General features: G+C 61.2%; 9 protein-coding genes. 3 read left to right on the plus strand and 6 right to left on the minus strand.

Annotation, left to right across the window (positions count from 1 at the left end):
- Positions 1-330 precede the first annotated feature (330 nt).
- The 3 genes from ACSW29_RS05440 (at position 331) to ACSW29_RS05450 (ending at position 4,998) form a co-directional block, all read left to right on the plus strand.
- A complete protein-coding gene (locus tag ACSW29_RS05440) occupies positions 331-2,097 on the plus strand; it encodes an oleate hydratase (protein WP_448276755.1) in 1,767 nt (588 codons plus the stop codon).
- Between the two features lie 159 nt (positions 2,098-2,256).
- Complete coding sequence (locus ACSW29_RS05445) at positions 2,257-3,246, plus strand: linear amide C-N hydrolase (RefSeq protein WP_448276756.1); 990 nt, start codon at positions 2,257-2,259, stop codon at positions 3,244-3,246.
- Positions 3,247-3,363: 117 nt separating this feature from the next.
- Entirely contained in the window at positions 3,364-4,998 is a 1,635-nt protein-coding gene (locus ACSW29_RS05450) for an MFS transporter (protein WP_448276758.1), read from the plus strand.
- A gap of 247 nt (positions 4,999-5,245) precedes the next feature.
- Here the strand turns inward: ACSW29_RS05450 and ACSW29_RS05455 are convergent, their stop codons facing one another.
- From ACSW29_RS05455 to kstD, 6 genes are all read right to left on the minus strand, one after another.
- Positions 5,246-6,007 carry a PE-PPE domain-containing protein gene (locus ACSW29_RS05455; RefSeq protein WP_448276760.1) on the minus strand — a complete coding sequence of 254 codons (762 nt, stop codon included), beginning with the start codon at positions 6,005-6,007 and terminating at the stop codon, positions 5,246-5,248.
- 236 nt (positions 6,008-6,243) lie between these two features.
- Entirely contained in the window at positions 6,244-7,464 is a 1,221-nt protein-coding gene (locus ACSW29_RS05460) for a serine hydrolase domain-containing protein (RefSeq protein ID WP_448276762.1), read from the minus strand.
- A 101-nt stretch (positions 7,465-7,565) separates the two neighbouring features.
- Positions 7,566-7,853, minus strand: a complete 288-nt coding sequence (locus tag ACSW29_RS05465) for a MerR family transcriptional regulator (protein WP_230814783.1) — start codon at positions 7,851-7,853, stop codon at positions 7,566-7,568.
- Positions 7,854-8,708: 855 nt separating this feature from the next.
- Positions 8,709-10,472, minus strand: a complete 1,764-nt coding sequence (locus ACSW29_RS05470; RefSeq protein WP_317827472.1) for a cholesterol oxidase substrate-binding domain-containing protein — start codon at positions 10,470-10,472, stop codon at positions 8,709-8,711.
- A gap of 69 nt (positions 10,473-10,541) precedes the next feature.
- Complete coding sequence (locus ACSW29_RS05475) at positions 10,542-11,399, minus strand: MaoC/PaaZ C-terminal domain-containing protein (RefSeq protein ID WP_019746891.1); 858 nt, start codon at positions 11,397-11,399, stop codon at positions 10,542-10,544.
- Entirely contained in the window at positions 11,389-13,113 is a 1,725-nt protein-coding gene (kstD, locus tag ACSW29_RS05480) for a 3-oxosteroid 1-dehydrogenase (protein ID WP_448276765.1), read from the minus strand. The genes ACSW29_RS05475 and kstD overlap by 11 nt, the downstream gene beginning before the upstream one ends.
- Positions 13,114-13,187: the final 74 nt, after the last annotated feature.

The raw sequence follows: 13,187 nt of genomic DNA on the forward strand, positions 1-13,187 counted from the left end.
CGGCGTTCGAGAGGTTCGACGTCACGGCGTACGTAGACGGGACACCGAATTATCCGATAGGTGCACACGCGGTGTCTCCGGGCGGCCAACAGCTCAGTCGCTTTCGCAGCCGAAAGATTTTAGCTCACAGCAGATCTCGTCTTCGCTGTCACAGGCGTGCGCCTGTAGCCCGGATGGCCTTTGTGTTCCGTGCAACATCTTGGTTCGCGGTGTCGCTGTAACGCAAATACTTTCGGCGTGACCGAAGGAAAACTACATCACCAAGAGAAAGCTCGGCGTCTATTCCGGTGAATAGTCCTATCGCCGCACCTCTGAATGAGATGGGGAACAATGTATTACAGCAGTGGAAACTACGAAGCGTTCGCGCGGCCACGCAAGCCTGACGGGGTGGACGGCAAGACTGCATGGTTCGTCGGTTCGGGGCTTGCATCGCTTGCCGGCGCGGCATTCATGATCCGCGACGGCCGGATGGCGGGAAACAACATCACCGTCCTGGAGCGGTTGAAATTGCCCGGCGGTGCACTCGACGGAATCAAGGAACCGGAGAAGGGCTTCGTCATTCGCGGTGGCCGCGAGATGGAAGATCACTTCGAATGTCTCTGGGACCTGTTCCGCTCTGTCCCCTCGATCGAGGTCGAAGACGCCAGCGTGCTCGACGAATTCTACTGGCTCAACAAAGACGACCCGAACTATTCGCTGCAGCGCGTCACCGAACGTCAGGGTGAGGATGCGCACACAGACTTCAAGTTCAATCTGAACTCGAAGGCGCAGAAGGACATCATGAAGGTCTTTCTCACTCCGCGTAGCGAACTCGAGAACAAGCGCATCAACGAGGTGTTCGGCAAGGATTTCCTCGCAAGCAATTTCTGGCTGTACTGGCGCACGATGTTCGCGTTCGAGGAATGGCACAGTGCTCTCGAAATCAAGCTGTACCTGCATCGATTCATTCACCATATCAAAGGCCTGCCGGACCTGAGTACCCTCAAGTTCACCAAATACAACCAGTACGAGTCTCTCGTGCTGCCGCTGTACACGTGGCTGCTCGATCAGGGAGTGAATTTTCGGTTCGATACCGAAGTCACCGACATCGACTTCGATATCAAAGGTGAAGTCAAGCGGGCCAAACGAATTCACTGGAAATCCGAGGGTGTTATGGGTGGGGTCGACCTCGATGACGGCGACCTGGTGTTGACTACCATCGGCTCGCTCACCGAGAACTCGAACAACGGAGACCATCACACTCCGGCGAAACTTGACGAGGGCCCCGCTCCAGCGTGGGATTTGTGGCGTCGTATAGCAACGAAAGACCCCGCATTCGGACGACCAGACGTCTTCGGTGGGCACATCGGAGAAACCAAGTGGGAATCAGCGACAGTGACCACATTGGATGCCCGAATCCCAGAATACATCGAAAAGATATGCAAGCGTGACCCATTCAGTGGACGCGTAGTCACCGGCGGCATCGTGACAGCACGAGATTCGAAGTGGTTGATGAGCTGGACCGTAAACCGGCAACCGCACTTCAAACAACAACCCAAGGATCAGATCGTCGTCTGGGTCTACTCACTATTCGTCGACGTCCCAGGTGACTACGTCGACAAGCCGATGCAGGAATGCACCGGCGAGGAAATCACCCAAGAGTGGCTCTATCACATGGGCGTTCCAGTCGAGGACATCCCGGAACTTGCGGCCAATGCGGCGAAGACCGTTCCAGTGATGATGCCCTATGTCACTTCCTTTTTCATGCCCCGTCAGGCCGGTGACCGGCCTGCGGTTGTACCGGATGGTGCCGTCAACTTCGCCTTCCTCGGCCAGTTCGCGGAAACAACGCGCGACTGTATCTTCACGACGGAGTACTCGGTCCGAACCGGGATGGAGGCCGCGTACAGCCTGCTCGGGATCGAGCGAGGAGTCCCGGAGGTTTTCGGCTCCACCTACGACATCCGCAAACTTCTCCAAGCAACCTACTTCCTCAATGACAAGAAGGAGGAGAGCGTGCCGTTGCCGAAGCTGCTTCGCCGCCGACTGGACAAGAAGCTCGACGAGAACGAGATCGGACAGCTGCTGCACGAATACCACATTCTCCCCCGAGAATGACACTGGTTTCTGAATGTCTTTGTCAATGAGGGCTTCTGAGAGGAAATGCCCGTTCGGGTGCGGTCGAAGGGGCGTCTCGGAGCTGAACCTCGGTCTGGACCTCGGGGCTGAACATCGGGCAACTATGAAGCTCTCGAAAAACTACGGAAGGCAAAATCAATGTGTACCAGGGTGATGTGGCCTGATGCGGCCGGATCTGTTCTTGTCGGACGAAATATGGATTACCATCGGGACACCGGTACGAACCTGTGGTCGCTTCCGCGTGGGATCAAACGCGACGACGGCGTAGGCGGTTCTCTGCGTTGGACTGCCGAATACGGCAGTGTCGTGGCCGGCGCTTTCGACATGATGTCGGTCGACGGTATGAACGAAGCGGGATTAGCAGGTCATATTTTATGGCTAGCGGAATCGGATTACGGTACCCACGACACGTCGAGACCGGCTCTGAGCATGGCGGTCTGGCTGCAGTACTTCCTGGACAACTTCTCCACCGTTGCCGATGCCGCCGCGTGGATCAGCGACGTCGACGTTCAGGTTGTCCCACTGGGCGATCCGGCGACCGGCGAAGTGCCTGCAGTTCATCTCGCGTTGGACGATGCGACCGGTGATTCGGCGATCATCGAATACCTGGATGGCAAGGCCACCGTCTGGCACAGCCGCGAACACCTCGTGATGACCAATTCCCCGGCCTACGACAAGCAGATCGAACTTCTCAAAGAGGTCGACGGTTTCGGGGGCGCCAATCCTCTGCCCGGCACCACACTCGCCGCCGACCGGTTCGCCCGCGCCGCATACTACGTAGGCCGACTGCCCCAACCCAAGAGTGAAGTCGAGGCTGTCGCGGGAATGTTCAGTGTCATCCGCAATGCGGCGCAACCTTTCCGCATCCCCGACCCGGACAAACCCTATGCATCGCAGACGATCTGGCAGACGGTGGCAGACTTGACCAACAAGCGGTACGTCTTCGACTCGACCACGCGACCCAATGTCGTCTGGGTGGATCTGGACAAGTTGAACTTCAATGAAGGTGCGCCTGCGGGCAAACTCGATCTGATGGGCGATACATCCCTCGAAGGAGGGCTTGCCGGCAACGTCTCTCGCCGATTCGAGAAGACAGCCGCGATGCAATTCCTGACCCTACCGACCTGATCGAAGCCGGCAGTTCGCAGGGAGGGGGGCCACCCAGTCAGGTGGCCGCCCTCGGCGTCGCTGCTCGTGACCGATATGCCACCGCCGAGACAACTCCGATCCTCCTAGGGGCGCATCATGGATATCGCGGACCCGTTGCCTTCCGCTCCCGTTACAAAAGCGCTTACGAGTGACGCCCGCCCGAGGGTGAGTTGGCTACCGCTGGTACTCGTGTGTTTCACAGGGTTGGTCTCTGTGTTCAACGTGACGGCGCTGCCGATGGCGATCAGCGGCATCGTCGACGGCCTGGACACCACCATCTCGAACGTGCAATTGGCGATCGTCGCTTACGGGGTATTCGTCGCTGCCTTCACGATCACGGGCGGCAAGATCAGCGGCGTGCTCGGTGCCAAGAACGCTCAGCTGCTCGGGCTGGGCATCTATGCGTTCGGCATGCTGTGTTGCGCTCTGGCACAGAATATTTCAATGCTGATTGCCGGCGAGTCGATCGCTGGACTCGGGGGCGCGCTTCTCGTGCCCAACGCGTTGGCGATTCTGGGGCAGGCGTATTCCGGTCCACAGCGAACCGTTGCGGTATCGGTCCTGGCGGGTACGACCGGTATCGGTGCCGCGTTTGCTTTGTTGGTTGGTGGTCTGCTCGTCCAAGCCTGGGGATGGAGGGCGCCCTTCGCGCTCTTGCTCGCTATCACGGCAGGAACAATCGTCATCGCATCACGTATGGCCCTTATCCGGATTCCATTCCGTGGGTCCGTCGACAAGACGAGTATCGTGCTGTCCGCCGTCGGGGTGCTGTTGTTGGTCGCCGCCATCAATCAGATCGGATCATGGGGGCTCGTTCTCGCCGCCGAGTCCGCACCGGTGAGTGTGCTCGGACTCTCGCCTGTGCTCGCATTGTTGGTGATCGGCGGCCTCGTCCTGCATACGTTCGTCGCCCGCCAGCACTTGTTGCTCCGGGGAGAAAGAACACCGCTACTCGAACCTTCGGTGTTCGAGTCTGGTCTCAATCGAGCGTGTTTGAGTGGGTTGGTCGCGATAAACCTGTTGATGGCCGGTGTGAGCTACCTGCTGCCGCTGTACACCCAGATGGTATTGGGCAAGAGCCCTCTGGGCACGGCAATGATACTGATACCTATCTCTTTGGCCGCACTCGTCTCCGCGGCTGCAACACCTGCACTGATGCGACTGCTTGCGTGCCGATGGCTCCTGACAGGGGCGCATGTACTTGCCGCGGCGTCGGCGATTCTGTTGGCACTGACCATCTCGAACCAATGGTCCGGTGTATGGACATTGATCAGCGAAGTTTGCCTGGGTCTCGGCATCGGAGTCGGATTGAGTACGGGCAGTGCGCTTCTCATGGAGACCAACCCTCCAGCTATCGCGGGTGAGATCGGCAGTGCTCGAGGAATGGCGAACTTTCTCGGCCTGTGCACCGGCACCGCCGTTGCCGGGGCGGTCTTGATGTCCGTGCTCGCGCAGTCTGCCTCGGTCCGTATCACGAACAGCCCAGATCTACTGTCCAGCGGCAGTATCGAGGTAACGGCCAGTTCGGTCAGTTTCGTTGCCAACGATGACCTCCGCGCCAGTCTCGCTGGGATGGAACTGACCTCGGCGCAACTCGATCAGGCGGTGGAGATCAACGTCGAATCCAGGCTGATTGCGCTGCGGGCGAGCCTCTCTGTGCTCGGGTTAGCGGCACTCCTCCCGATCGTGACGTTCCGCCACCTGCCGACTCGCCGGAAGGAAGCGGGTTGATGCGATGGCACTCGTCTGTGGCGCCACGCCGATGTTCGGCCTAATAGAGCTTCCAGGCGTCACGATTTCGAATAGTGTTGTAGAGCAATAGATGTAACGCGGGCGTAGTGCACCATGGCCCGCCGCAGGATTCACTACACCTTTTCGACGTCTGCATCATCGTCGTCGTGTAGCGGGAGTCCCACCCGGGTGGTTCCTGCGGAGGTGGTTGCGATGCGTCGACCATGCCCGAGTTGCCCGTGCAGACCTACTTCGTCAGCACGGTGGCGAGCGCAGCGCTCACATACGGAGTGATGTTCTCGACGACCCGCGTCACGATCGCGGTGGCAACGTCAGCGGGTTGCAGTGGAACCGAAGGTGCCTCCGGCAATGCTGGGGGAGCGGGCGGAGCGGGCTGAGACATCATCGGCGTATAGGTGTTGTGCTTCGTGAAGTATCCGAATACCGAGTCGACGAATACCTCGGGGGCATCACGGGGCTTGGGCATGTTGCAGATGCCGTCACCCTCGATGCAGACTTCCTGCACTGCGATGTCACCGAACCCGCCGCGAGCTCCGGACATCGTCGCTCCTGGAACGACATTGGGCACTACGGTTTCGATGCCTCCGGCCGAGTTGCGGGGGTCGGCGTAGAGCACACCTTCGACTTGCGACTGCGGAATGGATCCGTCGCGCGCGATGTCGCCGAGCACGTCGCCGGCAATTCGAGCACCCTGTGAGTACCCGGTGACGACGATCTCGCTGCCGGGGCACTGAGCGTGAAAAGCATTGACTTCGCTGCGTAGCGTCTGGGCGCCCGCGGCAACGCTCTGGTCGTACGTCTGATCGCCGAGCGGCCAGAAGCTCGCCGGGTAGGTCACCGGTTTGGAGGTGTAACCCTGGGCTACGTAGCGGTCGGTGACGGGTTGCGTCGTTTGTCCCGTCGGATCCCACGTCCCCCCAACTGCGAATACCGCACCGGCCGGGCACGACCCACCGTCATTCGGAGCCGCTCCGGCAGGTACCGACATCACTAGAGTCACCCCCGCTGTGACTGCAACCGTGCATGCCACTGACATCGCGTATTTCCTCATCGGGCCTGTCCCCATCTATCTACGTTCTCGTTCATTGGCGAGACAACCCGCGGTCCGACGCGTTTCGTTCGGTACTGAAGAGAATGGTGATGGGGCGATAAGTCCTGGAGGTAATCCGTGCGTAAACAGGAAGTTGCAGGCCGACGCTGTTTTCTACCAGCGTGTGGGGCGTGTCACGGCGTCGGCACCTGCGGTGGGTGATCGGGCTCGAGGAGTGTGCCGATCGCCTTGCCCATCGGCACGGCGTTGTTGAGATCCGCGTTGGTTGTCGGCCCGAGTGTCGCGTAGACGACGATCGTCGTCTTCGAGTCGGGGTAGTAGAGCGCAAGGCCGTTGTAGCCGCCGTACGACGGGTTCATCACCAGCCAACCGTCGAGGTGACCGGTCCCGAAGGAAAAGAACTTGTCGGCCGTCATATTTCCCAAGCCCGCGGTCGTCGGCGCCATCTGTTCTTCGAAAGCCTTGTCGGAGAGTAACTCTCCCGTGCCGAGTGCGCGCACCCACTTTCCGATGTCGGCGACAGGCGCGTTCATGTTTCCGCTGTGCAGGAAAGCCGTCGGATCCCAGAAAGTGGAGTCTTCGAACACTCCGCGTTCATTGGTGTAGCCGTGCAGGATCGGCTCGTCCATCTGCGACGTGAGCACAACGCCGCTGTGATCCATCCCGAGCGGATCGAAGACGCGTTGCTGAAGTAGTTCGCCCAGCGGCTTTCCGGTCGCCTTTTCCATGACGTCGCCGAGCAGCGTCAGGTCGCTGTGCGCATACGCCCAACTGGTGCCGGGTTCGAACAGCGGTGGGCGGGAGTTGGCTAGATCGAGGATCTCCTGAGCAGTCCAGCCCTTCATCGGGTTGTCCGTGAAGAGTTTCAGGAACTGCGGATCGGTCACGTAGTCGGAGATACCCGACGTGCTGTTGGCCAGCATTCGCGGAGTGATCGTATCTGCGCGCGGAAAGTTCGGTTCCCACTCCGCGATCGGTTGATCGAGTGGCAGCGTGCCCTCTTCGTCGAGTTGCAGCAGGACGGTCGAGAGCATCGGCTCCATCGGCTGGCCGACGCGCAACTGCATGTCGGTTGTCGCCGGAACTCCGACAGGGGACTCTCCGACGGCGCCGAGAGCAACTTCGTCGTCGCCTCGCCACACCCCGAACACAGCGGCACTGAGGCCCAAGTCGGCCACCTGACGGCGGACGATATCCGCGATCTCGGTGGATTCCCGACTGCTCGAGGTGCTGGGAGAGGCGCTGCCCGTGTTTGTGGCGGAATCCTCGTCGGAACTGCACGCAGCGGTTGCGACCGCAACAGCCAAGGCGATCGACAGAGCAACTAGCCGCACCCGAGTGCGGTGGTGGGAGGAATTCACGCCTGCGATCCCTTCGACGTGGAAATCGAGCAACCGACGCCTAGCAATGTCCCAATTGGCCGAATTTACCGCAGGTGGAAGAAGGGGGGATCAGATCGACCGTATAGGCGCAACTGCTATTTCCAGCGCAGCCCTCATTCGGGTGCCGCGTCCGGTTCCTCCCGCAGGTCCTGCGCTTGCTGAAGCTCGGCGTTGATGCGACGGGCTTCGGTGAGTTGGTCTTCGAGGATGATGATGCGGCAAGCCGCGTCGAGCGCCGTGCCGTTGGCTACAAGGTCGTGCGCGCGAGCTGCGATGCGAAGCTGGTAGCGGGAGTAGCGGCGGTGCCCGCCCTCGGAGCGTTGCGGGGTGAGCAGTTTCGCGGCGTCGAGGCTGCGAAGAAAAGCTTGTCTGACGCCGAGGATCTCGGCGGCATGTCCCATGCTGTATGCCGGGTAGTTCTCGTCGTCGAATCTGCCGGACGGGTCCCCCGGGGGTGTATCTGCCGAAATGGCTCGCTTCTTTCGCTGAACGGACGGGGCCCCCGGCGCGAGGTGCGCCGGGGGCCGGATGGGGTTGAACTTACTTACATAACTGCATTCTTTCGAACTTCCGGACTCGCACAAGACATCCGGTAGCCGCTTTGAAGGGGGGTGCCGGGTCCGACTACACACTCACACACGAATTCGGCCCCGGCACGTCCCTGCCCTGCGGTACTGCTTGCGGGTAGTTCATCTCTCCCGCATCTCTTGACTCGTTCCTTGCTACGAGAAAAAAGATACAACACCATCGCGAGAATGTCTACCCTGCCCGCTGTAGATATTTTATTGCGAGCTTTCTAGGTATTGCTGTTCGGGAACGGCCTGGTCATCGGGGGTGAGAGCGCTCGGTGTGAGTCGTACGAGGTGGATCTGGGACAATGTTCCGATGCGAAATACCCCGAAGTCCGAGTCGTTGTTGCGTGCCCGCGCGGAGAGGGAGGAGCAAAGCAACACCTCCGAGCACCCCGCAGGAGTTACCTCGAACCACGGAGAGGACTCGGCGTCGTCCGAGCAGGGGGCACGCAGCAGTAGTGCCTCGATTCGGTCTGCTCGGTCAGAGCTCTCAACCCACGCCCGGGCGGTGGAAAGCATGCACGAGGCGATGCATCCAGATCGCGATTGAGTCAGTTCCTTGGTCGAGATGCGGAGGACTCCCTCATGTCCGCCGCTACAACGCACGACGGCCGCCGCACTCCCGAAAGTAAGGGAGTGGCGACGACCGTCGAGTTGTCAGAGTGTGCGCTCAGTACTTGAACCTCAAGGCAGCAACTGGTCCAGGAAGGTGTTGCTGAAGACCTTGTGCGGATCCAACGCGTTGTAGGCGGCGTTGGCGGTGTCCCAGTTGTCGCTCGATGGAACGCCGTCGCGGTAGGTCTGGGGGAGGCCCTGATTGATGATCGGGGTGTCGGTGTACGGCTTGTCTGGGCCGAACGCCCAGCCCTTGGACCACTCGGGGCGGAAGGTGGCGTCGTTGTTGTTGTAGTGATTGCGCATCCACTGTTCCATTTCGCGGTAGAACGCGAACATACCGGGGGTTCCGGGGACGCCGAGGACGTTGAGCCAGATGGCGGTGTCCCATTCCGGATGGTCAGGGCGTGGGCGCATGGCCGAGATGGTGGGGGCGCCTGCCGAGTCGACCTCGACGTCCGATGGTTGATCGAGGCCGCAGCAGCGGATTTCGACGGGGCCGTTGAGGGGGAACTGTCCGATGGAGCGGTAGTACTCCATGCGGCCGTTGAACCACTGGGTGAAGTCGTGGATGACCTGGCCGATGTTGGCGCGAGAGGTGATAACGGCTCCGCCGCCCTCGGTCAGGCGCAGGGTAGTGGCGCGGATGTAGAACTGGACGTCCTTGGACCATCCCCACAGGTCGTTGGAGAAGGTCGCGGCGAGTCCGGCAACGGTGGTGGCGTACATGATCTGCCCGAATGCCGGTGCAATGCCCGGGTTTCCGGCGTTGATCTGGCCGATCATATCGGTCACGGGTTCGGGAAGGTTGTCGGAGAAGATGTAGTTGTACGGCCCGGTCACCTCACGCGCGAACGGCGGCTTGGTGGGGGCAAGTGACCACACCTTCATCCAAGGACGTTCGGTGAAGGGGTACCAGATTGCTTCTGCCCGACCGTTTTCGCGGACAAACTTCTCGAAGGTGCGTCCGGAAGCGCCGCGGGCACCGAAGAGTTCCTGCCAACCGATGTCGGTGTGGCTGACGCAGCGCATGCGGTAGTTGGGGGCGGCCTGCAAGGTGACGGAGGTGAGGAAGGTGCGTCCGAGGTGAGTCAGCAGCGGCTTGATCGCCGCGTCGCTGCGTGCATACGTCTTCAGCGCGTATTCACTACCGTTCCAGACCACTGCGGTCAGGGACGTGACGAGGTTGGAGAGTGAGCCGAAAGTCTGTCCGGGAACATGCGCTTCGCCTTCGGCGGGGAGAGCTGCGCCGTGAGCGTCGACGGCGAGGCAACCGGCGATGGTCAACACGCCTGGTGCCGGCAGGTTCGCGAACCCGAGGCCCTGTGCCTGCAACGCCGTCGTGATGGCGTCGAGGGTCGCGCCGGGTCCTGCGGTGACGGTGGCCGGGCTACCACCCGCATTGACGGAGACGCCGGTGAGATGGACCGTGGTGTCGGCGAGAATGACCTTGTCGATCGGCGCACCGTTGACGATGGTCAGCGGCGTCCAGCCGTGCATGGCACCGCGGGGGCGGATGGTGTAGCCGTTGGCATGGCCCCAGTTGGCGAGGCGGACTACGTCTTCGGGCGTCTTGGGCGAACAGGTCCAGATCGCGTCGAGCATGATCTCTTTGGACCAGTTCTGATACGCCTGCTGGTAGAGGGCGATGCCTTCGGGGAAGGCAGGCGGCGGGGTGAGGGTGGAGACGGGCCCACCCGCGGAGCCGGAGGAGCCGGCGGGGACGGCATAGGCCGGCGTCCAGCCGGCGAATGCGGTCGCTGCCACGGCGCCGGCTCCAGCGGCCATGAAACCTCGTCGGGACAGTCGGAACTTTTCGTCTTGTGCCGTCATCTTCGGGCTACTCCATCGGGTTCGAGAACTACGGTGAGTTCTAACAGGTGGGTATCAGACAGGTTGGTATCAGACAAGAGTGAGAACTACGTCAGCCAGGGCAGGAGCTTCACGCTCGAGTACAGAAGCTGAGATCAGGAGTCGCCCATTGTCTTTCCAGATCTGGATACTCAAGTTCTCGCCGGGAAACACGACCCCGGCAAAGCGGGCCCGAAATCCGGCTACCCGACTGCTGTCGCCGTCGAGCATGGTATCCACTGCGGTCTTGCAGACCATTCCGTAAGTACACAGTCCATGCAGGATAGGCGCTGGAAAGCCTGCCGCGGAGGCGAATTGCGGATCCGAGTGCAACGGATTCCGATCACCGCACATCCGGTAGAGCAAAGCCTGCTGTGGAAGCACAGGCGTCACCACTGTCTCATCTGGTTCTCGATCCGGAAGCGTAATCGACTCCGACGGACCACGTTCACCCCCGAAACCACCCTCGCCGCGGGCGAAAATGGACGAGCGAGCGGTCCACAGCGGGTTGCCGTCGGCGTCGACCGTGACTGATTCCTGCACGATCACCGCGGCCTTGCCCTTGTCCCAGACCTCGGCGATTCGAGTTGTGGTGCGGCCACTTCCACTTGCTGGGATCGGCTGATGGACAGTGACTTCCTGGCTTCCGTGCACCACCTTCGCCAGATCGATTTCGACGCCGGGGAACGACACCTTCGGTGCTTCGGTGGCGTGGAAATTGGCGGCGACGGTGGCAAAGGTGGGTAGTACCTGAGGCTTTTCGTCGTCGAGGTACCGCAGCTCGTTCGGATCGAGCGGACGAGCACCTGCTCCTAGTGCCAAGTGGTAGTGCTGCACGTCCGACGGGGTCCACGAGAATTCTTGTGGCGCAAGCTCGGCGCCGAGTGCGATCTTCGGATCAATTGGCATGGTCGACCGCCGTCTTTTCAGCTGCAGGTGCCTTGGTGGTCTCGGCCTTCTTTGCACGCTCGACGATGTCGAGTACGGACAGGTAACCGAAAGTCATTGCGGGACCGATGGTCGCGCCTGGTCCGGCGTAGGTGTGGCCCATGACCGGAGCGCTCGCGTTGCCAGCGGCGTAGAGGCCGTCGATGACGCTTCCGTCTTCGCGTAGTGCTCGGCCGTTGACGTCGGTGCAGATACCTCCCTTGGTGCCGAGATCGCCCGGAACCATCTTGATGGCGTAGAACGGAGCCTTGCTGATTTCGGCGAGGCTGGGGTTCTTCAGTCGGGGATCGCCGTAGTACGCGTCGTAACCACTGTCGCCGCGTCCGAAGTCCTCGTCCTTGCCGTTGCGCGCGAAGCCGTTGAACCGATCGACGGTTTCGGTCAGCGATGCGACGGGAAGCCCTGTCTTCTCGGCCAATTCGGCGATGGTTCCCGCCTTGACCACGATGCCGGCCTTGAGCCAGCGGCCGGGGAAGGGGGAGCGGGGAGTGATACCGGCAAACGTGTAGCGGTTGCGGTAGCGCTGATCGAGAATCATCCAGGTCGGGATGTTCTCGCCGGGGCCCTCGCCCTGACCGTACTCACCGCCGTACATCGCATGGGTTGCCTCGACGTACGGGGCAGCCTCGTTGCCGAAGCGCTTGCCCGACATGTTGACCATCATGCAGCCCGGGAGGGTGCGCTCGGAGAGAGCGAACCACGGTCCGCCGGTCAGCGGAATGGACGGGCCCCACCAGGCGTCGTCCATGAAATCGACTGCAGCGCCCACTTCTTGGCCTGCGCGGATGCCGTCGCCGGTGTTTGCCTTCGCACCGACGGTCCATTCGGTGCCGATGGGTGCGCGCTGGTACTTCTCACGCATTTCCTTGTTGTGCTCGAATCCGCCCGATCCCAACACGACTCCGTGGCGAGCGCGGATGACCTGCTCCTCGCCGTCGATGAGGACGTTGACGCCGCGAACCGCGCCGTCTTCGGTGTATAGGGAGGTCAGCGGGGTGTTCAGCAGGATAGGCACTCCGGCGGACTGAAGTCCGAGTCGAATACCGGCGACCAGTGCCTGGCCGCGAACCAGCAGATCCTTCTTGGTGGCCTTGGCTGCGAGGAATCGCATGCCGACCTTCATGGCGCGCAGGGGTCCGCGAGGATTGCGCATCAGCAGGTTGAGCCACTTGTAGTCGGCCTGGGTGATGACGAAGTTCTTGGGGGCCTTGACGTAGTCGGGCTCGAGGTTCTTGCGGTCGGCGCCCAACTTGTTGCCGTCGAACGGGGTGGGCTCGACACTGCGGCCACCGAGGCGTCCGCCGGGTGCTTCCGGGTAGTAGTCGGAGTAGCCGGGAACCCACTGCAGTTCGAGAGGGCTGTTCTTCAACACGAACGAGAGCATCTCGGGGCCGCGCTCGAGATAGGTGTCGATGCGTTCGGGAGCGACGACGTCGCCGATGATGCTGTGCAGGTAGGAACGTGCAGCCTCCGGCGTGTCGGTGACACCGTCCGCTTGAAGTGCCTCGTTGTTGGGGATCCAGACCCCACCACCGGAACGGGCGGTAGATCCGCCGTAGTGGGCGGCTTTCTCCACGATGACCACACTCAAGCCCTGGTGGGCTGCGGTCAAGGCCGCTGTCATACCTGCGGCACCACTGCCGACGACGACGATGTCGTATTCCTGCTTGCTCATGTAGAACACGTTATAGAATGATGGGGGTGTCAGTCCATGCTTTCTGCCAGGAAGTATTTCCGGACGTTGTCATT

The organism is Rhodococcus sp. GB-02, from assembly GCF_053470465.1.